22 protein-coding genes are annotated in these 22,599 nt (G+C 66.7%); 9 read left to right on the top strand and 13 right to left on the bottom strand.

The window, feature by feature from the left end; all coding sequences use genetic code 11:
• The first annotated feature begins 46 nt into the window (after positions 1-46).
• On the top strand, positions 47-802 hold the full coding sequence (locus ACSFBL_RS17750; protein WP_435517113.1) for an SDR family oxidoreductase: 756 nt from the start codon (positions 47-49) through the stop codon (positions 800-802).
• Positions 803-816: 14 nt separating this feature from the next.
• Here ACSFBL_RS17750 and ACSFBL_RS17745 read toward each other — a convergent pair whose 3' ends face one another.
• From ACSFBL_RS17745 to ACSFBL_RS17730, 4 genes are all read right to left on the bottom strand, one after another.
• Positions 817-1,572 (bottom strand): carbonic anhydrase family protein, encoded by a 756-nt coding sequence (locus tag ACSFBL_RS17745; protein ID WP_435517112.1) that lies wholly within the window; start codon positions 1,570-1,572, stop codon positions 817-819.
• Positions 1,573-1,588: 16 nt separating this feature from the next.
• Positions 1,589-1,825 carry a hypothetical protein gene (locus ACSFBL_RS17740; protein ID WP_435517111.1) on the bottom strand — a complete coding sequence of 79 codons (237 nt, stop codon included), beginning with the start codon at positions 1,823-1,825 and terminating at the stop codon, positions 1,589-1,591.
• A gap of 11 nt (positions 1,826-1,836) precedes the next feature.
• Positions 1,837-2,220, bottom strand: coding sequence for a hypothetical protein (locus tag ACSFBL_RS17735; RefSeq protein ID WP_435517110.1), 384 nt, complete (start codon positions 2,218-2,220; stop codon positions 1,837-1,839).
• 141 nt (positions 2,221-2,361) lie between these two features.
• Positions 2,362-4,161, bottom strand: coding sequence for a tetratricopeptide repeat protein (locus ACSFBL_RS17730; protein WP_435517109.1), 1,800 nt, complete (start codon positions 4,159-4,161; stop codon positions 2,362-2,364).
• A 103-nt stretch (positions 4,162-4,264) separates the two neighbouring features.
• Between ACSFBL_RS17730 and ACSFBL_RS17725 the strand changes: the two genes are divergently transcribed.
• Together ACSFBL_RS17725 and ACSFBL_RS17720 are read left to right on the top strand one after the other, a co-directional pair.
• A complete protein-coding gene (locus ACSFBL_RS17725) occupies positions 4,265-5,368 on the top strand; it encodes a saccharopine dehydrogenase family protein (RefSeq protein WP_435517108.1) in 1,104 nt (367 codons plus the stop codon).
• A gap of 3 nt (positions 5,369-5,371) precedes the next feature.
• On the top strand, positions 5,372-5,893 hold the full coding sequence (locus ACSFBL_RS17720) for an SRPBCC family protein (protein ID WP_435517107.1): 522 nt from the start codon (positions 5,372-5,374) through the stop codon (positions 5,891-5,893).
• Here the strand turns inward: ACSFBL_RS17720 and ACSFBL_RS17715 are convergent.
• From ACSFBL_RS17715 to ACSFBL_RS17675, 9 genes are all read right to left on the bottom strand, one after another.
• The gene (locus tag ACSFBL_RS17715) at positions 5,890-6,591 is read right to left on the bottom strand and encodes an ABC transporter ATP-binding protein (RefSeq protein WP_435517106.1); all 702 of its coding nucleotides are present in this window, start codon (positions 6,589-6,591) and stop codon (positions 5,890-5,892) included. The genes ACSFBL_RS17720 and ACSFBL_RS17715 overlap by 4 nt on opposite strands.
• Position 6,592: 1 nt before the next feature.
• Complete coding sequence (locus tag ACSFBL_RS17710; protein WP_435517105.1) at positions 6,593-7,339, bottom strand: ABC transporter ATP-binding protein; 747 nt, start codon at positions 7,337-7,339, stop codon at positions 6,593-6,595.
• Entirely contained in the window at positions 7,336-8,286 is a 951-nt protein-coding gene (locus ACSFBL_RS17705) for a branched-chain amino acid ABC transporter permease (RefSeq protein WP_435517104.1), read from the bottom strand. The genes ACSFBL_RS17710 and ACSFBL_RS17705 overlap by 4 nt, the downstream gene beginning before the upstream one ends.
• Before the next feature lies 1 nt (position 8,287).
• Positions 8,288-9,160 carry a branched-chain amino acid ABC transporter permease gene (locus ACSFBL_RS17700; protein ID WP_435517103.1) on the bottom strand — a complete coding sequence of 291 codons (873 nt, stop codon included), beginning with the start codon at positions 9,158-9,160 and terminating at the stop codon, positions 8,288-8,290.
• A gap of 144 nt (positions 9,161-9,304) precedes the next feature.
• Positions 9,305-10,471: an ABC transporter substrate-binding protein gene (locus ACSFBL_RS17695; protein WP_435517102.1), complete on the bottom strand. Its 1,167-nt coding sequence runs from the start codon at positions 10,469-10,471 to the stop codon at positions 9,305-9,307.
• A 117-nt stretch (positions 10,472-10,588) separates the two neighbouring features.
• Positions 10,589-11,398 carry an alpha/beta fold hydrolase gene (locus ACSFBL_RS17690; RefSeq protein ID WP_435517101.1) on the bottom strand — a complete coding sequence of 270 codons (810 nt, stop codon included), beginning with the start codon at positions 11,396-11,398 and terminating at the stop codon, positions 10,589-10,591.
• Positions 11,395-12,945: a benzoate-CoA ligase family protein gene (locus ACSFBL_RS17685; RefSeq protein ID WP_435517100.1), complete on the bottom strand. Its 1,551-nt coding sequence runs from the start codon at positions 12,943-12,945 to the stop codon at positions 11,395-11,397. Before ACSFBL_RS17685 ends, ACSFBL_RS17690 begins: the two co-directional genes overlap by 4 nt.
• Before the next feature lie 39 nt (positions 12,946-12,984).
• Positions 12,985-14,538, bottom strand: coding sequence for a 3,4-dehydroadipyl-CoA semialdehyde dehydrogenase (locus ACSFBL_RS17680; RefSeq protein ID WP_435517099.1), 1,554 nt, complete (start codon positions 14,536-14,538; stop codon positions 12,985-12,987).
• Between the two features lie 124 nt (positions 14,539-14,662).
• Complete coding sequence (locus ACSFBL_RS17675) at positions 14,663-15,127, bottom strand: 4-hydroxylaminobenzoate lyase (protein WP_435517098.1); 465 nt, start codon at positions 15,125-15,127, stop codon at positions 14,663-14,665.
• A gap of 164 nt (positions 15,128-15,291) precedes the next feature.
• Between ACSFBL_RS17675 and ACSFBL_RS17670 the strand changes: the two genes are divergently transcribed.
• The 6 genes from ACSFBL_RS17670 to ACSFBL_RS17645 all read left to right on the top strand — a co-directional run bounded on the left by ACSFBL_RS17670 (position 15,292) and on the right by ACSFBL_RS17645 (position 22,514).
• The gene (locus ACSFBL_RS17670; RefSeq protein WP_435517097.1) at positions 15,292-16,224 is read left to right on the top strand and encodes a helix-turn-helix transcriptional regulator; all 933 of its coding nucleotides are present in this window, start codon (positions 15,292-15,294) and stop codon (positions 16,222-16,224) included.
• A gap of 135 nt (positions 16,225-16,359) precedes the next feature.
• Complete coding sequence (boxC, locus tag ACSFBL_RS17665; protein ID WP_435517096.1) at positions 16,360-18,030, top strand: 2,3-epoxybenzoyl-CoA dihydrolase; 1,671 nt, start codon at positions 16,360-16,362, stop codon at positions 18,028-18,030.
• 31 nt (positions 18,031-18,061) lie between these two features.
• Positions 18,062-19,489 (top strand): benzoyl-CoA 2,3-epoxidase subunit BoxB, encoded by a 1,428-nt coding sequence (gene boxB / locus ACSFBL_RS17660; protein ID WP_435517095.1) that lies wholly within the window; start codon positions 18,062-18,064, stop codon positions 19,487-19,489.
• Positions 19,490-19,650: 161 nt separating this feature from the next.
• A complete protein-coding gene (gene boxA, locus ACSFBL_RS17655; RefSeq protein WP_435517094.1) occupies positions 19,651-20,928 on the top strand; it encodes a benzoyl-CoA 2,3-epoxidase subunit BoxA in 1,278 nt (425 codons plus the stop codon).
• 7 nt (positions 20,929-20,935) lie between these two features.
• Positions 20,936-21,373: a MaoC family dehydratase gene (locus ACSFBL_RS17650; protein ID WP_435517093.1), complete on the top strand. Its 438-nt coding sequence runs from the start codon at positions 20,936-20,938 to the stop codon at positions 21,371-21,373.
• A gap of 76 nt (positions 21,374-21,449) precedes the next feature.
• The gene (locus ACSFBL_RS17645; RefSeq protein ID WP_435517092.1) at positions 21,450-22,514 is read left to right on the top strand and encodes an FUSC family protein; all 1,065 of its coding nucleotides are present in this window, start codon (positions 21,450-21,452) and stop codon (positions 22,512-22,514) included.
• The last annotated feature ends 85 nt before the right edge of the window (positions 22,515-22,599 follow it).

The raw sequence follows: 22,599 nt of genomic DNA, 5'->3' as shown, positions 1-22,599 counted from the left end.
GCAACGTGCCGCCGTCCTCGATCTCCCAACGGACTGAAGGACTGACATGAAGGTCGTGATCATCGGAGGCAGTGGCCTCATCGGAAAGAAACTGTCGGCTCTGCTGCGGCAGGCCGGGCATACCGTGTCGACGGCATCGCCCTCGTCGGGCGTCAATGCCGTGACGGGCGAGGGGCTGGACCTGGCACTGGCAGGGGCGCAGGTCGTCGTCGACGTCACGAACTCGCCGTCGTTCGAAGACGAGGCGGTGATGCAGTTCTTCCAGGTCTCGACCCGGAACCTGATGGCGGCAAGCGCCAAGGCGGGCGTGCGCCATTTCGTGGCTTTGTCGGTCGTCGGAGCGGATCGCCTTCCTGCCAGCGGCTACCTGCGCGCCAAGGTGGCGCAGGAGGCGTTGATCCGGAACGGAAAGGTGCCGTACACCATCGTGCGCGCGACGCAGTTCTTCGAGTTCCTGATGCCCATCGCCCAGGCAAACACCATCGGACAGGCGGTGCGGGTCCCGTCCGCGAAGCTGCAACCGATTGCCGCGTCCGACGTGGCAGCGGCGCTGGCCAAGGTCGTGGATCGCGAGCCTCTGAACGGCACGCTGGAAGTGGCCGGCCCCCAGGCCGTCCCGCTCGACGACTTGATCCGTCAGGTCGTGAAGGCCGAACGGGACGCGCGGGAAGTCGTCACGGACGCCGACGCCACCTACTTCGGAACACCGCTGGACGACGACTCGCTGACCCCCGGCAACCAGCCGTGGATCGGCGCGACGTCGCTCACCACCTGGCTCGCGACGGAACCTGCGACGCGCTGAGCGCGAACACGCCCTCAGAAGAAAGTCACGACGCCATTCGACAGGTCGTACATCGAAGCGACGATCTTGATCTGCCCCTTCTTCTCGAGGTCGGCGAGGATCGGGCTGCCGCTGCGCAAGGTGTCGATCGTCAGTTGCACGTTGGAGCGCGCGACGGCGTCGACGAAGGCCGGATTGCTGCCGGTCCGCTCGCCTGTGTAGGTCGTCGCCGCAATGGCCGGCTTGATCGTGTCGAGCAGCCCGGTCAGGTTGCCGAGCTGCACGTTGTCGATCGCGCCGCGCACGGCGCCGCAGGCGGTGTGGCCCATCACCAGCACGACCTTGGCGCCGGCCGCCGCGCAGGCGAACTCCAGGCTGCCCAAGATGTCCTTGTTGGCGATGTTGCCGGCGACCCGCGCGTTGAAGGTGTCGCCGATGCCCATGTCGAGCAGGATCTCGGCGGGCGCGCGCGAGTCGATGCAGCTCAGGATCACCGCGGCGGGGTACTGGCCCGAGGCGCTCGAACGCTTCTGCGCGAGGTAGTCATGCGTCTGCAGCTTGCCGGCGCGGAAGCGCTGGTTGCCCTTCTTCATCAACTCGATGACCTGGTCGGGCGTCAGCGCGTCGCGCTGGGCCTTGGTCAGCGAAGCCGCCTGCGCATCGTCGGTCCGAAGGCCGATCCCGGCCATCAGCACCGCGGCGCCGGCACAGCCGCCGGCCTTCTTCAACCATGCGCGCCGGCCGCCGACGGGCGAATCGCCCGTTTCGCAGCAACGATCTGAGAGAGTCATGAGAGGTCCTTCACGTTCACCAACCGGATTGCTGCTGCCGACCGCCGTGGATGTTACCCGCGATACCCCCGGCGATGCCGCCGATGGCGGCGCCCGTCCACGCGTCCCCACCCGAGATCGCCGCGATGCCGGCGCCGCCGGCCGCACCCATGGCCGCCCCGCTCATCGTGCCCTGCTGCCGCGGCGTCATGTCCGTGCAGGCTGCGGCGAGCGCGAGGGCTGCGACCACCGTCGCCATTCTGATGTGTTTCATGGTCGGCTTCCTTACTTGTTCTTCTGCAGGCCGGGCACGGCCATCTCGAACCAGATGATGTCCAGCACCGGATGCCTCATCTTGGTCGGGTTGGCCGCGTACCAGCGGTCGACGCCTTCGCGCACGCTGTCGAGTGTCTGCCCTTCCATGCCCTTGGCCAGGCGCGGCAGGAAACTCTGCGCGTCCGACGGCGGATTGCCCGCGTGGTAGGCACTCTGGACCTGGACCATGTTGGCAAGGCCGACGAGGTACGCTTTCTTGACGGCCTCGCTCGAGGTGCTCCATTGTTCACCCGTCACGATGGGGATCTCGCCCGCCTGCGCCGGGATCGACAGCAGGCCCAGCGAGAGGCACGTCGCGGCCATCGCTGTGCGTATTCGCGTGTTGGTTTTCATGCGTTCTCCGTTGATTGAAGACATCGGGACTGTGGCCGGCATGCGCGGCATGCGTCCTCAGTGTTCCCATTCGAATTTCGTTTGTCCATGCGGCTCATGGATATTCGCCATCCATCACGCGCATAGCGCGCATCGGGCACGTCAGAGCCGCGCAAGATCGGGCCCGCCGCGCGGCCCGAACCATGCGCGGTCGTAGGCCGTCTTCGCCGTCTTTTCGGCTCCAGCGTTGCCTTTCCCGCGTTCCACCTCCACCAGGCCCGCAAGTGCCCAGCCGTTGTTGCGCACGTGCACGAGCGAGTCGCGGAACGCCTGCTGCGCCTCGTCGAGCTTGCCCTGGCGAAGCTTCACCGAGCCCAGCGACTGCCGCACGGGGTAGTACCAGTAGGGTGGCTCGGTGTAGGGAATGGTGTCCTCGATCCTGACGGCATCTGCATAGAGCTTGGCGGCACTGTCGAGGTCGCCGTTCGCATCGGCGAGCCGCGCCGCCGCGACCAGGCCCGCCGTGCGGATGATCTCCCTGGCCGGCAGCCCCCACGCCTCGAAGGCCTTGTAGTCGGCCGTGCGTTCGATCTGCTCGATCGCGTCGATCTCCTTCTGCGCACCTGCCTTGTCCTTGCGTGACGCGAGGGCGACGGCGCGCGCGTAGTGGTACATCGTCGAAACCAGCGCGGCGTCGTTGCCGGGCGGTGCCAGCGCGAGGATCGTGTCGGGATCGCTGAAGCGCGCATGCGCCGCGAAGGGCGAGGACTTGATCGGCTGCAGGATCGGGAATGCCTTCACCAGGTCCATCGGCACCGAGGCATCGAGCTTTTTCGCCGACGCCACGGCGGTCTTCCCGTCACCGCCCATCAGCGCCGACACCATCACGAAGTGGATGTTGTGCGGGTAGTAGGCCGTCTTGTAGATCGGGTCCGACGGCGATGTCCTGAAGTAGTTCTCGTCGATCTGCTCGGCCTTCCGATTCAGCGTCATCGAATCGCGGTACATGCCCACGCGGTAATAGATGTGCGCCGGCATGTGGACCACGTGGCCAGCGCCCGGCATCAGGGCCGCGAGGCGGTTGGCATAGGGCAGGGCCTTCTCGGGCTGCGTCGACGCTTCCATCGCATGGATGTAGAGATGGATCGCGCCGGCATGGGCCGGGTCACGCCGGAGGACCGTCTCGAGCGTCGACACGATGTCCGCGCCGCGGCCCTTCGATCTGGCGCCACCGGGTTCCCAGTAGTCCCAGGGTTGCGTGTCCATCGCGGCCTCGGCATAGAGTGCCAGCACCGTGTTGTCGGCGGGGAAGGCCGTGGCCACTGCCTTCATCGCATCGGCGTAGGCCGCGTCGAGCGGCGCGCGATCGGGCGGCGGACTGGCGGCGTAGCGCTTCTCGAGCGCGCCGATCAGCGCCTGCTCCTTCGCGCTGGCTCCGCCCTTGAGCGCTACCGCCTTGCCGAGCGCAGCCAGGGCCGGTGCATTCGCCTCCGGCATCATCGGCACGTTGATGTTCGTGCCCAGCACGAAGGCCTCGCCCCAGAAGCACATCGCGCAGTCGGGATCGAGCTTCTGCGCGGTCTGGAAGGCGCGCTGCGCTTCCGCGTGGTTGAAGCCGAAGTCCAGCCGCAAGCCCTGGTTGAAGTACGCCTGCGCCTGCGGACTTTTCGTCGTGATGCGGAACTGGAGCGAGCCGAGGTTCTTGTAGAGCGGCGGCTCGGCGGTGGCCGCCTGCGCGGGTGGTGCCGTCTGGCTTGCGACGCGGACCAGGGCCTTCAGCGATGTGGGCGGGCCGGACATGGCTGGCCCGCAGACGCCGGATGCCGACAGGAGCGGGTCAAAGGCATCGACGGTGCGCCCGGCATTGACGCCGTCCGCCACGAGCAGTCCAGTCGAGGCGAGGGTGAACGCGGCTGACGCGAACGTGTGCCGACGCGGCAGAGGAAATCGATGCGATGGCATGGCGTTCCTCCTGGAGCGTCAGAATTTTGGCACTTGGTCCCGCCCTTCGCAATCGAGCTACATTCGTCGGAAACAAGGGAGCAACGCGGGCTGGGGGAACTGATTGAGAGTCCTGGTTTCTGGCGGATACGGAAATTTCGGCGCGCGCATCTGCCGGGCCTTGGCAGAGCAACCCAATGTGGAGTTGGTCATCGCCGGCCGGAGCGCGCCGAAGGCCCGTGCGTTCGCCGCGGAACTGGGCGGCGGTGCAATGGGCATCGCACTCGATGTTGGCCAAGTCCTTGCCGAGGCGCTTCGTGCGATGGGGATCGAAATGGTCATCCACACGGCGGGACCGTTCCAAGCTCAAGGCTATGCGGTCGCCAAGGCGGCAGCGGCTGCCGGAGCGCATTACATAGACCTGTCTGACGGGCGTCGCTTCGTCTGCGACTTTCACGCCGCGATGGACGAAGCCTTTCGATCCGCTGGTCGAGCAGCCGTTACCGGTGCAAGCACGGTCCCGGCGCTCTCTTCGGCTGTCGTCAATCATCTTTGCGCGGGTTGGCAGCGCATCGACAGCATCGACATTTGCATCGCGCCTGCGCAATCCGCCCCGAGGGGGCGTGCGACGATCGCCGCGGTACTGAGCTATTGCGGCGAGGACATCTCCGTCTGGGAAAAGGGTCAATGGCGGACTCGACGGGGATGGGCTGGCCCGGAAGTCGTTGCGTTTGCGCGCATGAGGGCCCGCGTCGGCGCACTGTGCGAAATCCCTGACCTCGAACTCTTTCCGACACACTACGGCGTCACGCAGCGCGTGATCTTTCGCGCGGCACTCGAAGTGAGGCTGACCCAATGGGGACTCGCCGCGCTGGCCGCTGCGCGCGCTGTCGGATTGCTGCCCAATCCGGCGAGCTTCTCGCGCGCAGTGGCCGCGGCGTCTCCGATGTTCGATCGCCTGGGCACGCAAAACGGCGGCATGGTGGTGCGCGTCGAGGGCGTTGCCGGCTCCGGGCGGACGGCCCGGCGCGCGTGGCACATCGCTGCGGGCAACGATCACGGTCCCGAGATTCCTTGCATGGCGGCCATTCTCTTGGCGCGCCGTCTCGCCGCCGGCGGCGAAGTGGCGGTCGGAGCGTCAACCTCGATGGGTCTGCTGAAGCTGATGGAGTTCGAGCCCGAGTTTGCCAAGTGGGGCATGGTCATTGACACGATCGAGGAGGCCTGAAACATGACGCACGAGCGAATGGAGTTCGCCATGCCGGCCAGCGCGGAGGTGGTGTTCGACGCATTCCACTATCACGAGTGGCGGCACCGATGGGATTCTCTCGTCGGCGCAACCCGAGTGGAAGGCGCTGCACCGTGCCCCTTCGTCGGCGCGACGACCGAGAACACCGGGAGAGGAATCCTCGGGGCACTCTCGATGCGGACCCGCTTTGTCTCTTTTGACCGCCCGCGCATCGCGGCGGCCTCGATGGAAGAGCCGTCGTTTCCGTTCACCCGATGGGCGGCATCCATGCGCCATCGCGCAGTGGGCCACGGCACGTCCGTGCTCATCTACACGTATTCGTTCGACGTAGGACCACCGGCGTTGCGATGGGCGTTGGCACCGGTGGTTCGGCGGGTCTTTCAGGCGCAGACCCGTCGCCGCTTCGATCTACTCGCTCGATTCCTGGCATTGCACGCCGGCGAGGTCGAGCAGTGGCAACGAAGGCGGACGGTCGAGGTCGCGCCCGCGGGCTCCGGCCCCTAGACCCCGAGCAATTCCTCCAGCACCTGCGGCGAACCCAATAGCTCCGACGACGCCCCGTGCCGCACGATGCGGCCCTTCTCCATCACGACGGCACGGTCAGTGTGCCCGAGCACCTTGCGCCAGTCGCGATCGACGATCAGCGTCGCGATGCCGGTCGCGCGGATGTCGCTGATCACGCGCCAGATCTCCGCCACGATCAGCGGCGCCAGCCCTTCGGTGGCCTCGTCGAGGATCATCAGGCGCGGATTGGTCATCAGCGCACGGCCGATGGAGAGCATCTGCTGCTCGCCGCCGGACAGCTGCTGGCCGCCGTTCGAAAGGCGCTCCGTGAGCCGCGGGAAGGTCGCCATCACGCGGTCGAAGGTCCACTCGCGCTTGCCGTCGATGCCCGCGCGCGCGCTCATCAGGAGGTTCTCGCGCACCGAGAGATTCGGAAAGATGCCGCGGCCTTCGGGCACGTAGCCGATGCCGCGGCGCGCCATCTTCTCGGGCACCCATCCGGTGACCTCCTGGGCATCGAGCCGCACATGTCCGGAGGCAGGGCGAACGTAGCCCATCAGCGACCGGATCAGCGTCGTCTTGCCCATGCCGTTGCGGCCGAGCAGGCCGACGGACGTTGCGGCGGGAATCTCGACATCCACACCGCGCAGGATGTGGCTGTCGCCGTAGTAGGTATTGAGGCCTTCGATCTGAAGCATTTCAGTGGTCCTCGCCCAGGTACGCGGTGCGCACTTCGGGATTGGTGCGGATCGATGCCGGGTCGCCCGTCGCGATCACCGTCCCGTTGACCATCACCGTGATGCGGTCTGCGATGCGGAAGACCGCGTCCATGTCGTGCTCGACGAGGAGGATCGCGTGCGAGTCCTTGAGCCGGGTCAGCAGCGCCAGCATGCGCTCCGTCTCTTCCGCGCCCATGCCGGCCAGCGGTTCATCGAGCAGCAGCACGCGCGGCTTGGTTGCCAGGCACATCGCGACTTCTAGCTGGCGTTTGGCCCCGTGACTCAGCGTGCCGGCGATGCGATCGACCACCGCATCGAGGCCGGCTTCCGCAAGGGATTCGCGCGCCGCCGCATTGCTGTAGGCACAGTGCTTCGAAGATTGCCAGATGGCCCAGGGCCGTGGTGTCGCCGCCTGTGCGGCGAGCCGGCAGTTTTCGAGCACGGTGAATTCCGGAAAGATCGTGGTGCGCTGGTAGCTCCGCCCCACGCCGGCCAGCGCACGCCGGAACTGCGCGCGCTGCGTGATGTCCTCGCCATCGAGCGAGATGCGGCCATCGGACGCGCTGATCTCGCCCGAGAGCATGTTGATCAGCGTGGACTTGCCCGCGCCATTGGTGCCGATCACCGCGTGCACTTCGCCGCGGCGCAGGTCCAGGCTCACGGCGTTGACGGCGACCAGCCCGCCGAAGCGCCGTGTCAGTGTGTCGACGGCCAGCAGCGTGCTCATGCCGCACCCTTCGGCGACACACGGGCCGCAATGCCGATGATTCCCCGGGGCAGCAGCGCGACGAACGCGATGATCGCGAGGCCCAGCGTGAACTGCCAGTGGTCGGCCAGCGGGCCGACGATCGCCTGCGTCGACAACAGCTCCTTCAGCAACGTGAAGGCCACCGCGCCGATCACCGCGCCGCGCAGGTGGCCGAGGCCGCCCAGGATGATCATCAGCAGCACCTCGCCGGAGTTGTGCCAGGCCAGCAGCTCGGGATTCACCACGCCGTCGCGCGACGCCACGAGGAAGCCCGCCAGCCCGGCCAGCGCACCCGCGATGACGAAGGCCGCGAGCTTGTAGCCGTAGACCGGAAAGCCCGCCGCACGCATGCGCTGCTCGTTGACGCGAATGCCCGCCAGCGCGGCGCCGAAGCGCGAGCGCCGGATCAGCGCGAGGAAGCCGTAGGTGCCTGCGAGGGCGGCCAGCACGAAATAGAACTGCACGTAGCGGTTCTCCATGTCGAGCGCGCCGAGCGCAGGGCGGATGTACATGTAGATGCCGTCGCTGCCGCCGCCGAGCGCGGTGTCGTGAAACACGAAGAAGGCCATCTGCGCGAAGGCCAGCGTCACCATGATGAAGTACACACCCCGCGTGCGCAGGCTCAGCGCACCGACGAAGAGGGCATAGGCGGCCGCGGAGCCCATCGCCAGCGGCAGCAGGAGCGCGATCGAGCCGCCTTCCTTGCCCGAGCCGAGCACCGTCGCATAGGCGCCGATGCCGTAGAAGGCCGCATGGCCGAGGCTCACGAGGCCCGTCATGCCGACCAGCAGTTCGAGACTCAGCGCGAAGATCGAGAGGATCATCACCTTCACGATCAGGTCCGACAGGTAGGGGCTCAGCATCGGGCCGAGCACAGCCAGCGCGATGGCGGAGAGCAGGGGTACGAAATGGGAAATGCGTTGCATGCTAGATCTTTCGTCCCATGAGACCTTCGGGGCGCCAGATCAGCACGATCGCCATCAGCACATACACGCCCATGCCGCTCAGGTCGGCGAAGAACACCTTGCCGAAAGTGTCGACGAAGCCCACCAGCAGCGACGCCACCAGCGCACCGGTGATCGAGCCGATGCCGCCGATCACCACCACGACGAAACAGATGATCAGCACGCTCGCGCCCATGCCAGGATAGACCGAGGACATCGGCGCCGCGATCATCCCGGCCAGCGCGGCGAGCGCTACGCCGGCCGCGAACACGATGCGGTACAGCCGCCGGATGTCGATGCCCAGGCCGCGCACCATGTCGCGGTTGCTTGCACCGGCGCGGATCATCATGCCCAGGCGCGTGCGGTTCACCACGTAGTACAGCGCGACCGCCAGCACCACGCACGCCGCAGAGGCGAAGAGCCGATACCACGGATAGCTCATGAGACTGCCCAGCGCGAAGCTGCCGTCCAGCCAGGGCGGCGCCTTCACGCCGTGCACGTCGTTGCCGATCAGCAGCGAGCGCAATTCCTCGAAGACCAGGATCAGCCCGTAGGTCATCAGCACCTGCTGAAGGTGGTCCCGCTGGTAGAGATAGCTGAAGAAGGCCCACTCCAGCACATAGCCGAAGATCGCCGCGAGCACCACGCCCGCGAGCAGCATCACGATGAACTGGTCACCGAACAGCGGCGACAGCGCGAACGCCATGTAGGCGCCCAGCATGTAGAAGCTGCCGTGAGCGAGATTGATCACGCCCATGATCCCGAAGATCAGCGTCAGCCCCGAGGCGACCAGGAACAGCAGCAGCCCGTACTGCACGGAGTTCAGGCACTGAACAAGAAAGGTACCGAAGTCCACGTTCCAGGTTCTTCCACAAGATCATGAGAGGGGCGGAGTCCCATCAGGGAAACACCGCGGAACCGGCTCCGCCGGGCCGCAGGTGTTGCCCCCGGCAGGGGGTAGGCGGCTACACGAAGTGAGCAAGCCTGGGGGCGAGCTACATCACATCTTGCAGCCGCGTGCCGGATCGGCCAGGTTCTTCACCGCGACGTTGATCATCTTGTTCTCGTTGCCTTCGACCTTGCGCAGGTAGATGTCCTGCACCGGGTTGTGCGACTTGCTGATCGTGAAGGTGCCGCGCGGGCTGTCGATCTTCGCCTTCTCGATGGCGGCTGCGAACTCGGCCTTCTTGGAGATGTCGCCCTTCACGGCGGTGAGGCCGATCGCGAGCATCTGGGCGGCGTCGTAGCCCTGCACCGCATAGACGTCGGGCTGCAGCTTGAACGACTTGGCGTAGGCGGTGCGGAAGGACGTGTCGCGCGGCGTGTTCAGGCCGTCGGCATAGTGCAGCGTGGTGAGCATGCCCTGGGCGGAATCGCCCTGCGCTTCGAGCGTGCCGTCCGTCAGGAAGCCCGTGCCGAAGAGCGGAATCGTCTTGTTGAGCCCTGCCGCCGCGTAGTCCTTGACGAACTTGACCGCGCCGCCGCCGGCGAAGAAGGCATACACCGCATCGGGCTTGGCCGCTGCGATCTCGGTGAGCAGGGCCTGGAACTCGACGTTCGGGAACGGCACGGTGAGCTGCTTCGTGACTTGGCCGCCGGCCTTCTCGAAACCTTCCTTGAAGCCGCCGGTGGACTCGTCGCCCGCCGCGTACTTCCAGGTGATGGTCATGGCCTTCTTCTTGCCCTGCTTGGCCATGACCTCGCCCATCGCGTAGGCGGCCTGCCAGTTCGAGAATGAGCTGCGGAAGATGTTCTGCGCGCACATCGGGCCGGTCACTGCATCGGCGCCGGCGTTCGGCACGATCAGCACGGTGCCGCTTTCCTTGGCCGCCTTGGCCATGGCCATCGCGACGCCGGAGTGCACGGTGCCGATGATCACATCGACGTTGTCGCGCTTGATCAGCTTGTTGACGTTGTCCGTCGCCTTGGCCGGATCGGATTCGTCGTCGACCTTGACGAATTCGATCTCGCGGCCGCCGAGCTTGCCGCCTTGCTCCTCCAGACGCAGCTTGAAGCCGTTCTCGATGGCCACGCCGAGCGCCGCGTAGGTGCCGCTGTACGGCAGCATCATGCCCACCTTGAGCTTGCCCTGTTGGGCATGCCCCAGCGTGGCGATGGTGGCCAGCGCGAGGGCGGTCAGCGTGGTGCGTGCGATGCGGATGCTCATGGAGGGACTCCTTGCGTTGAAAAATTCAGGTGGTTGCGGCCGGGGCCGGGTCGAATTCAGGGGACACCTCGCCGAATACCTGAGGCGTCAATACTTTACTGGTAAACTATTTATCTCTCAATTAAGAGTTTTCCCTGACAGCTCGTTCAGGAACGAGACGGTCGCAACTATCGCCGTTTCGGGCTGGTCGCGGTGCGGGGAATGCCCGCAGTCCGGGATCTCCAGGAGCCGCGTCTGCGGCACCCGCTCGGCGATGTCGCGGATCTGCCGGAGCGTGCCGTACTCGTCATCGATTCCCTGGATAGCAAGAACCGGGCAAGCGATGGTGTCGAGCTCCGCCTCGATGTTCCAGTGGCGGAAGGGCGGGTGCAGCCAGATGCGGTTCCAGCCCCAGAAGGCGGAGTCGACATCGTCGTGATAGCGGCCGAGTTTCTGCGGCAGGTCCGTCTCGAGGTAGGCCTGGCGCGCCAGCTCGATGTTGGCGACCGTCACGTCTTCCACCAGGATGTGCGGCGCCAGCACCACGAGGCCGGCGACCCTGTCGGGAAACCGCGCCGCGTACAGCAACGAGATCGAGCCGCCGTCGCTGTGGCCGAAGAGCCAGGGCTTCTCGTCGAGGCCGATCGCCTCGAAGAAGGCCGGCAGCACTTCGTGCGACTGGCGGTGCATGAAGTCAACATCCCAGACCTCGTCGGGGTCGCGCGGCGTCGAACGGCCATAGCCCGGACGCGAGAACACCAGCCCGCGGAAACCGCCGGCTTCGCACAGGCGCTCGGGGAAATCCTTCCACATGGCGATCGAGCCGAGGCCTTCGTGCAGGAAGACGAGCAATGGCGCATCGCTGCGTTCCGGGGCGATGCGCACGTATTCGATGCGCACGTCCTTTCCCCGCCAGCGGATGGCGGCGAAACCGGGCGCCGTGCTCACGCCTTCCGCTCCCGCTCCCGGAGACGGAAACGCTGGATCTTTCCGGTGGCGGTCTTCGGCAATTCGTCCACGAACTCGATGAAGCGCGGGTACTTGTAGGGCGCGAGGCGCTCCTTGACGAAGGTCTTCAGTTCGTCCTCGCCGACGGACTGGCCGTCCTTGCGCACCACGTAGGCCTTGGTCTTCGTCAGCCCGTCCGCATCCTCCTTGCCGATCACCGCGGCTTCCAGCACGGCCGGGTGCTGCATCAGCGTGGCCTCGACCTCGAAGGGCGACACATAGATGCCGCTGACCTTCAGCATGTCGTCGCTGCGGCCCGCATAGGTGTAGTAGCCGTCGGCGTCGCGCGAGTACTTGTCGCCGCTCTTGGTCCAGTCGTCGCGAAAGGTGTCGGCGCTCTTCTCGGGGTTGGCCCAATACATCAGTGCGGTGCTCGGTCCCTTGATATAGAGGTCGCCGACTTCACCGACGGCGACGGGCTTGCCATCCTCGCCGCGCAACTCGATCTCGTAGCCCTCGACCGGCTTGCCGGTGGTGCCGTAGCGGATGTCGCCGGGCCGGTTGGAGATGAAGATGTGCAGCATCTCGGTCGAGCCGATGCCGTCGACGATCTCGCAGCCGAAGTGCTGCTTGAAGCGCTGCGCGATCTCGCCCGGCAGCGCCTCGCCGGCCGACGAGCACATGCGCAGCGCGACGGCGTCGCGCGCGGGCAGGCCGGGGGAGGCGAGCATCCCGGCAAAGCCGGTCGGGGCGCCGAAGAAGACCGTCGGCTTGTGGGCGCCGGTCCAGCGCTTGAATGTGGCATCGGGCGTCGGCCTCTCGGCCATCAGCAGGACGGTGGCACCGACCGAGAGCGGGAAGGTCAGCGCATTGCCCAGGCCGTAGGCGAAGTACATCTTCGCGGCGGAAAAGCAGATGTCGTTCTCGGTCAGGCCCAGCACCGGCTTGCCGTAGAGCTCCGCCGTCCACCATGGATTGGCGTGCGTGTGCACCGTGCCCTTGGGCTTGCCGGTCGAGCCGGAGGAATAGAGCCAGAAGGCATGGTCCTGCGGCGCTGTGGAGGCGGGCGCGGCCAGCGGATCGTTCGCCGCAATGGCCGAGTCGAGGTTGTGCGCGCCGTCGGGCAGTGGCCCGGTGGGTCGCGAGACGAAGAGCGTGCGCACAGCGCTTGGCGCCTTCGACATCGCCTCCTGCAACACGGGCAGCAGCGCGCCCGAAACCAGCGCCGCCGTCGCACCGCTGTGATTCAGCATGTAGGCATAGTCGTCCGCGGTGAGCAGCGTGTTGACCGCCACCGGCACCACGCCGGCGTAGAGGCTGCCGAGAAAGCTCACCGGCCAGTCGCTGCCGTCGAGCATCAGCAGCAGCACGCGGTCTTCGCGGCGCACGCCATTGGCAAGCAGCGCGGCGGCGAGCCGGCGTGCGCGGTTCTCGAGCTCGCCGTAGCCGAGCGCACCGTGGTCGTCGACGTACGCGGCCTTCTGCGCGCGGCCGCGGTTGAGTGCGAACAGGTGCTCCGCGAAGTTGAAGGGGTTCGGCAGGCTCATCGTTTGTCTCCTCGGGTTCGTCGGGAAAGTGTGTGCGGGCTACTGCAGTCCGAGCTGCGCCAGCACGCCCGGGCTGGCCTGCACCGCGCTGCGGCGGTGATAGAAATCCAGCGCGCGCAGGCCGCCCAGTTCGGCACCGCCGCCCGCACGGCCCGGTCCGCCATGCAGCGACATCGGCATCACGTTGCCGTGGCCCGTCTGCGCCTGGGCGACATCGGGCGTGATCACATGAACGCGCCCATGGCTGGCGGCGAGCTGCACCGACACCAGGCCCAGTGCGACTTCGTCGGCGCCGTAGAGCGAAGTCACCAGCGAGCCCTGCCCGCGATGCGCAAGCGCCATCGCATGATCCAGGTCGCGGTAGGGCAGCAGCGTGGCCACCGGGCCGAAGACTTCTACGTCATGCACGCGGTCGGCCGCATCCGCATCGCGCGCGCCCAGCAGGAGGGGGCCGATGCAGGCAGCGATGGCCGGGTCGGCATCGACGAGCGGCTTCACGCTCCCGTCATGCAGCACGCTGGCTTGCGCCTTCAGCGATTCGAGCCCTTCGCGAACGGCGTCGAGTTGCGCCCGGCTCACGAGCGAGCCCATGCGAACGCTCTCGTGGCGCGGATTGCCGACCGTGATGCCGGCGAGCTTCGCGCCGATGGCCTCCGACGCCGCGTCGTAGACCGAGGCGGGCACCAGGATGCGGCGGATCGCGGTGCATTTCTGGCCCGACTTCACCGTCATCTCGCGGACCACCTCGCGCACCAGCAGATTGAAGGCCTCAGAGCCGGGCGCCGCATCCGGCAGCAGCAAGGCGGAATTCAGGCTGTCCGCCTCGATGTTCACCCGCACGGAGCGCTGCGCCACCGCGGGATGCGAGCGGATCACCGCGCCGGTTGCGGCCGAGCCGGTGAAAGAGACCACGTCGAAGGGTTCGAGTTGGTCCATCAGCCCGTTGGAACTGCCGCAGATCACCGACAGCGCGCCCGCCGGCAAAACGCCCGCCTCGACCACGTCCCTGACCATGCGTTGCGTCAGCCATGCGGTGGAAGTCGCGGGCTTCACGATGACCGGCACCCCGGAAAGCAGGGCAGGCGCGGCCTTTTCCCACAGGCCCCAGGAGGGGAAGTTGAAGGCATTGATGAACAGCGCCACGCCCCGCGTCGGCACCTGGAGGTGCTGCGACATGAACACCGGCTCCTTGCCTAGCTTCACGGCATCGCCGTCGCGCAGGGCACGCACGTCGCCCAGCGCGTCGCCCCACTTGGCGTACTGCCCGATCGTGAAGATCGCGCCGTCGATGTCGACCGCCGAATCGTTCTTCACGGTGCCGGAATTGGCGGTGGCGATCTCGTAGTAGCTGTCGCGATTCGCCTGCAGCACTTTCACGATGGCACCCAGCAGTCCCGCACGCTCGCGGTAGCTGAGCCCGCGCAGCGCCGCCCCCCCGGTTTCACGTGCGAAGCGGAAAGCATCCGGCAGATCCAGCCCCGTCGCATCCACCCGGACCAGTTCAGCACCCAGCACCGGATCAAACAACGGCGTCCCGCTGCCACTCCCGGCCTGCCATCGGCCAGCAACGTAATTGGAGAGGAGTTCGGTCATGAAGGTCAGACGGTAAAAAGACGTTTTCGGAAAGCACCGCGGAACCGGCTCTGCCGGGCCGCGGGTCTTGCCCCCGGAGAGGGGGTGGAGAGCGACACGAAGTGCGCGAGCCTGGGGGTGAGCCTTACTTGCTGAATTGAATGGCCCCTTCGGGCAGGAGGTAGAGAACCAGGGCGCGGCCCTGCGCAACAGTCGGGTGATGAGCGCTTCCGGCCGGGTAGACGCACCAGCCCGCCGGTCGGCCGTCGAAAGTGGCGTCGCCTTCCAGCGGCATGATCAGATCGATCTCGCCGTTGGGATGCGTGTGGTGCGGCCCGGCAATGTCCCGCATGTCGACCACGTCGACCGAAAAACGGCTCAGTGCGTCCTCGGCCTTGAACACCCGCCCATAGCGGATGCCACCCCCTTCGCGCTCGCACAGCCAGCCTTCGGCCACGCCGTCGATGCAGGCCTGCTTCAGGTTGGCGAAGCTCGGCGTGCCGGCGCCATGGTGGGTGTTGAGCCAGCGGTCGAGTTCATCGTCGAGCGGACGGCCGGCGATCTGCGTCGCTACATCGGCGACGATCTGATGGAAGTCTTGCTTGGACATGGCGATTTCTTCGTGCGTGGGGGAACCAACTTGCGGCAATCGGCTGCGTGCAGTATCTTGCCTGTGAGCGAACCATAAACATGCAGTCAAATGGTGTCAAGCAATATAGTGCATGAACCCGTGTTAACCCTGACGGCACCCATCGACGACAGCGAGAGAGACCCATGAACGAGCGAGCCGACGACGCGGTACTGACCGCGCCCACCGACGCGAACACCCCGGCCGAGGAGGCCAAGAACCCGCTGCTCGTGGCGCTGGGCGAGCGCGTGCGCAACCTGCGCGCGCGGCGTGGCCTCACCCGCAAGGCAGTGGCGCAGGCGGCCAATGTGTCGGAGCGGCACCTCGCCAATCTCGAATACGGCATCGGCAACGCGTCGATCCTCGTGCTGCAGCAGGTGTCGACCGCCCTGCAGTGCTCGCTCGCCGAACTGGTGGGCGACGTCACCACCCTCTCGCCCGAGTGGCTGCTGATCCGCGAGCTGCTGGAGCACCGCGGCGAAGCCGACCTGCGGCGCGCGCGCATCGCACTGGGCGAACTGCTCGGCACCGCCGCCGGCGATCCGGCCCGGCAGCGCCGCATTGCGCTGATCGGCCTGCGCGGCGCGGGTAAGTCCACGCTCGGCCAGATGCTGGCGGACGATCTCGACGTGCCCTTCATCGAGCTGAGCCGCGAGATCGAGAAGTTCGCCGGCTGCAGCGTTCGCGAGATCCACGACCTCTACGGAACCAACGCCTACCGCCGCTACGAGCGCCGCGCCCTCGAGGAGACGGTGCAGATCTACAGCGAAGTGGTGATCGCCACGCCCGGCGGCATCGTCTCCGATCCGGCCACCTTCAACCAGTTGCTCGCCCACTGCACGACCGTCTGGCTCCAGGCGGCCCCCGAAGAACACATGGGCCGCGTCCGCGCGCAGGGCGACACCCGGCCCATGGCCGCCAGCAAGGAGGCCATGGACGACCTGCGCCGCATCCTGAGCGGCCGGGCCGCCTTCTATTCGAAGGCCGACCTCAGCGTGGACACCACCGGCCACGACCTGCCGGAGAGCTTCCAGCTGCTGCGCACCGCGGTGCGCGAGATGATGAATCACGAAAGCTGACCGGGCGACCAGAAGGACCTGTAAAAAATCCATTCCGGTGTTGACTCGCCCCAAAACATGCAGCATGATGCATGTTCCGGCGATCGACAAATGCACTATTGTTCCTCGCCACCGAACCTTCAAGGAGACTTCGACATGGCCGAAACCGCTGCGCATCCCGCCCGTGTGGACTACCGCACCGACCCCACCCAATACCGTCACTGGAAACTGAGCGTCGAGGGTCCGGTCGCGCGCCTGTCGCTCGACATCGCGGAAGACGGCGGCATCCGGCCCGGCTACAAGCTCAAGCTCAACAGCTATGACCTGGGCGTCGACATCGAGCTCAACGACGCCCTGAACCGCGTGCGCTTCGAGCACCCCGAAGTGCGCTCGGTCATCGTCACCAGCGCCAAGGACCGCATCTTCTGCTCGGGCGCCAACATCTTCATGCTGGGCGTCTCCAGCCACGCCTGGAAGGTGAACTTCTGCAAGTTCACCAACGAGACCCGCAATGGCATCGAAGACACCTCGAAGCATTCGGGCCTGAAGTTCATCGCGGCCGTGAACGGTGCCTGCGCCGGCGGCGGCTACGAACTCGCGCTGGCCTGCGACGAGATCGTCCTGGTCGACGACCGCTCGTCGTCCGTCTCGCTGCCCGAAGTGCCGCTGCTCGGCGTGCTGCCCGGTACCGGCGGCCTGACCCGCGTCACCGACAAGCGCCACGTGCGCCATGACCTCGCCGACATCTTCTGCACCAGCGTCGAAGGGGTTCGCGGCCAGCGCGCCGTCGACTGGCGCCTCGTCGATGCCATCGCCAAGCCGGCCCAGTTCGGCGCCGCCGTGCAGGAACGCGCCGCCAAGCTGGCCGAAGGCAGCGACCGCCCGGCGAACGGCAAGGGCGTGAGCCTCACCCGCCTCGAACGCGAAGAGGGCGCCGACAGCCTGCGCTACGAACACGTCACGGTCGAGATCGACCGCGCCCGTCGCACCGCCACCTTCACCGTCAAGGCACCGAAGGGCGCGCAACCGGCCGACATCGCCGCCATCGAGGCGGCAGGCGCCACCTGGTGGCCCCTCGCGATGGCCCGTCAGCTCGACGACGCCATCCTCAACATGCGCACCAACGAGCTCGACGTCGGCACCTGGCTGCTCAAGACCGAAGGCGACGCCCAGGCCGTGCTCGCCAGCGATGCCACGATGCTCGCGAACAAGGACCACTGGCTGGTGCGCGAAACCATCGGCGCGCTGCGCCGCACGCTCGCCCGCCTCGACGTGTCGTCGCGCAGCCTCTTCGCGCTGATCGAGTCGGGCTCCTGCTTCGCCGGCACGCTGGCCGAGATCGCCTTCGCGGCCGACCGTGCCTACATGCTCGCGCTGCCCGACGATGCCGAGAAGGCACCGAAGCTCACCCTCGACGAGTTCAACTTCGGCTTCTTCCCGATGGTCAACGACCAGACCCGCCTGCAGCGCCGCTTCTATGAAGAGAGCGCGCCGATGGAGGCCGCGCGCGGCGCCGCCGGCAAGGCGCTCGACGCCGACGAGGCGCTCAAGCTCGGCCTCGTCACGATGGCGCCGGACGACATCGACTGGGACGACGAGATCCGCATCGCCATCGAAGAGCGCGCCGCCATGTCCCCGGATGCGCTCACCGGCCTCGAAGCCAACCTGCGCTTCGCGAGCCAGGAAAACATGTTCACCCGCATCTTCGGCCGGCTTACCGCTTGGCAGAACTGGATCTTCCAGCGCCCCAACGCCGTCGGCGAAAAAGGCGCGCTCAAGGTCTACGGAACCGGTGAAAAAGCCGGCTTCGACTTGAACCGCGTCTGACACAGAGCCCGATCAAACCCAAGGAACAACGATGAGCACGATCAACTACAGCGAGAAGATCCCCAACAACGTCAACCTCGGCGAGGACCGCACGCTGCAGCGCGCGCTCGAAGGCTGGCAGCCGAACTTCGTCAACTGGTGGGACGACGTCGGGCCGGACGGCTCGACCAACTACGACGTCTACCTGCGCACCGCGGTGAGCGTCGATCCGCAGGGCTGGGCGCAGTTCGGCCACGTGAAGATGCGCGACTACCGCTGGGGCATCTTCCTGAACCCGGGCGATGCCAACCGCGAGATCCATTTCGGCGACCACAAGGGCGAAAAGGCCTGGCAGGACGTGCCCGGCGAGCACCGCGCCAACCTGCGCCGCATCATCGTCACGCAGGGCGACACCGAGCCGGCATCGGTGGAGCAGCAGCGCCACCTGGGCCTGACCGCGCCCAGCATGTACGACTTGCGCAACCTCTACCAGATCAACGTGGAAGAAGGTCGTCACCTGTGGGCCATGGTCTATCTGCTGCACAAGCACTTCGGCCGCGATGGACGCGAAGAAGGCGAGGCGCTGCTGCAGCGTCAGTCTGGCGATGCAAACAACCCGCGCATCCTGGGCGCCTTCAACGAGAAGACGCCCGACTGGCTCGCCTTCTTCATGTTCACGTACTTCACCGACCGTGACGGCAAGTTCCAGCTGTCGGCCCTGGCCGAGAGCGCCTTCGATCCGCTGGCTCGCACCACCAAGTTCATGCTGACGGAGGAAGCGCACCACATGTTCGTGGGCGAGAGCGGCGTGTCGCGCGTGCTGCAGCGCACCGCGCAGGTCATGAACGAACTGAAGACGGACGACCCGCAGAAGGTGCGCGCCGCCGGCGCCATCGACCTCGGCACCATCCAGCGCTACCTGAACTTCCACTACAGCGTGACCATCGACCTGTTCGGCGCCGACCAGTCGAGCAACGCCGCCACCTTCTACAGCTCCGGCCTCAAGGGCCGCTACGAGGAAGGCAAGCGCACCGACGACCACGTGCTCAAGGGCCAGACCTACAAGGTGCTCGAAGTCGTGGACGGCCAGCTCGTCGAGAAGGACGTGCCGATGCTCAACGCGCTCAACGAAGTGCTGCGCGACGACTTCATCAAGGACTCCGTGGCCGGCGTCGGCCGCTGGAACAAGGTGCTCGAGAAGGCCGGCATCCCGACCCGCCTCACCGTGCCGCACAAAGCCTTCAACCGCCAGATCGGTGCCCTGGCCGGCATCAAGATGTCGCCCGAAGGCCGCGTAGTCAACGAGCAGGAATGGGCCGCGAAGAAGGCCGAGTGGCTGCCGACCCCCGAAGACTTCGCTTTCGTGGCATCGTTGATGGGCCGCGTGGTCGACCCCGGCAAGTTCGCCGGCTGGATTGCACCACCTGTGATGGGCATCAACCGCCAGCCGGTGGATTTCGAATACGTCAGATTTGGCTAACCCCCAGGCTACGCGCACTTCGTGTCGCTTCGCCTACCCCCTTGCAGGGGGCAACACCGGTGGCCCGGCAAAGCCGGTTCCACGGTGTTCTGCGAAAAGGCCGGGAGGAAAATGCCGAGTGGCGGCCATGGGTCGGTCGCTCGGCAACAAAGGAGAACACGATGGACATGGCTGTCGACGTCGCGGTCATCAAGCAGCACCTGATCGACCCCGAGATCTGCATTCGGTGCAACACCTGCGAGGCGACCTGCCCGGTCAACGCCATCACGCACGACGACCGCAACTACGTGGTGCGCGCCGACGTGTGCAACGGCTGCATGGCCTGCATCTCGCCGTGCCCGACGGGCTCGATCGACAACTGGCGCACCATGCCCGTGGCGCGCGCCTATTCGATCGAGGAGCAGCTGACCTGGGACGAACTGCCCGCCGAACTTTCGCCCGAGCAGCTCGAAGCCGAAGGCGTGGCCTCGCCGGACGATGCACTGGTGCAGGTCGCGACCGCTTCGCCGCAGCCGCCGACCGCGCCGGGCGAAGTGGCGTTCAACTCGGCGCAATACGGCGCGACGGTGCCGCCGTGGTCCGCCGCGCACGCGTACACCAACCTCTTCCCGCCGAAGGCGCCGACCACTGCCACGGTCGTCGGCAATTTCAACTGCACGGAAGCCGGCTACGAGAACCAGACGCACCACATCGTGCTCGACTTCGGCACCATGCCGTTCCCGGTGCTCGAAGGCCAGTCGATCGCGATCATCCCGCCCGGCCTCGACGCCAACAGCAAGGCGCACTTTGCGCGGCAGTACTCGATCGCCAGCCCGCGCAACGGCGAGCGCCCCGGCTACAACAACATCTCGCTGACCGTGAAGCGCGTGCTGGAGGACCACCAGGGCAACCCCGTTCGCGGCGTGTGCAGCAACTACGTGTGCGACCTCAAGGTCGGCGACAAGGTGCAGGTCATCGGGCCCTTTGGCTCGTCCTTCCTGATGCCGAACCATCCGAAGTCGCACATCGTCATGATCTGCACCGGCACCGGCAGCGCACCCATGCGCGCGATGACCGAATGGCGCCGGCGCCTGCGCAAGAGCGGCAAGTTCGAAGGCGGCAAGCTCCTGCTCTTCTTCGGCGCGCGCACACAGCAGGAGCTGCCTTACTTCGGCCCCCTGCAGACCTTGCCCAAGGACTTCATCGATATCAACTTCGCCTTCTCGCGCACGCAAGGCCAGCCCAGGCGCTACGTGCAGGACATGATGCGCGAGCGCGCCGCCGACCTCGTCGAACTGCTGAAGGACGGCCAGAGCCACTTCTACGTGTGCGGACTGAAGAGCATGGAAGAGGGCGTCGTCCTCGCGCTGCGCGACGTGGCGACCGACGCGGGCCTGGATTGGGACACCGTCGGCGCGAGCCTCAAGCGCGAAGGCCGGCTGCACCTCGAAACCTATTGATGCCCTGATGAAATTTGCCGACTTCCACACGGGCCAGGTCATCGAGGCCGGCCCGTACCTCGTGACCGAGGCGGAAGTCGTCCAGTTCGCGCGGGCCTACGACCCGCAGTGGTTCCACACGGACGAGGCTGCCGCGGCCGAAGGGCCCTTCGGCGGCCTCATCGCGAGCGGGTGGCACACCAGCGCGATCGCCATGCGGCTCGTTACCGATGCCGCGCTCGCCGGCTCCGAATCCTTCGCGTCGCCCGGCCTGCAGTACCTCAAGTGGCCCAACCCGGTGAGGCCCGGCGACAGCCTGCGGCTCGTGGCCGACGTGGTCGAGGCGCGGCGATCGGAGAAGCGGCCGACGCTCGGCATCCTGCGCTGGCGCTGGCGGCTGTTCAACCAGAAGGAGATGCCGGTGCTGGATCTGGAGGCGACCAGCCTGTTCAGGCTGAGCCCTTGATCGGATTGCGCCCGAGGGCGCGGAGGAAGAAACTCGGCGACGGCATGGTGACATTCAGCTCGCTCATCGTTCACCCATGAATCGCCCCTGGAAGCACCTCGCCTCCATCTCCCACTGGCTCGACGAGATCGACCCCGGCGTCCATCGTCGGATCAAGGGGCTTCGCCTCGCGACGGCCTACGGCATTGCCGCGCTGATGGGCGCGGTCTACGACATCGCCTACAAGTTGCCCGACGGCGCCTCGTTGAGCCTGCTGGCGGGAGGCATCGCGCTGTGGGCCAGCGTCTCCGAAGGGCGCGCCACGCGCGGCGAATCGAGCCGCGACCTCGCGCTGTTGACGCTCAGCGCGGTGCTGGGCGGCGCCTTCACGGCAGGGCTGACGCCCTGGCTGATGCTGTCCGGCAGGGCGATGCCCGAGCTCACGCTCGTTCTCGGCGCCTTCCTCGTCGGTTACGGGAAGCGCTTCGGCCTGCTGGGCGGCGGTGCCGGATCGCAGTTCTTCATCGGCCAACTGCTCGCCTACGGCCTCGGACTGACGACATCCGACTTTCTCCTGCTGGGTGCAGCGGGCGTGATCGCCGCCATCGCAGCCATCGTTCCCCGGGTGCTGAGCGGCCCTGCCGAGCACCCCACCGCGATGCCGCCGGCGCCGGAGGTCGTCAGCTTCTGGCGCCTCTCGCCGGAGTTCGTGATGGGCCTGCAGGCCGCGTTGGCGGCGCTTGTCATCGTGGCGCTGAACAGCGCATTCACGCTGACCGAATCGGTCTGGGCGATGGCTGCCTGCACCTATGTCGTGACCAGCACCGCCGCGGGGACCATCGCCCGGATCCGCCAGCGCGTGATCGGCACCGCGATCGGGCTGCCGCTCGGACTGGCCTGCCTCCCGGTGGCGGAGCACGCCGCGCTCCTCCTGTGGGCTGCGGCGGCCCTCGCGATGGTGATCTACGCGATGGCCCTGCCGAAGCGCTACGACATCGCCTGCGCCGCCTACACGTTCACGCTGATCGTCACGCTCGCCGCCAGTGGCGAGCATTCGCTTTCGCTGCTTACCGCACGTTTCTGGGAGACGCTGATCGGCGGCGCGCTCGGTCTTGCGGCGGCGTCCTACGTCTTTCCGTTGCGCGAACGCACCACGCCATAGCGCTGCGGGATTCCACCAAGGATTTGATTCGGCCCGGGCGGCGCATACTGAGGGTAGACCCGCGAAAGCCCTAACCCCAAGAGCA

This window comes from Variovorax glacialis, assembly GCF_051216375.1.
GTDB lineage: Bacteria > Pseudomonadota > Gammaproteobacteria > Burkholderiales > Burkholderiaceae_C > Variovorax.
Note: the sequence above shows the minus strand (reverse complement) of the source record. Positions and strands in the feature narration are given on the sequence as shown.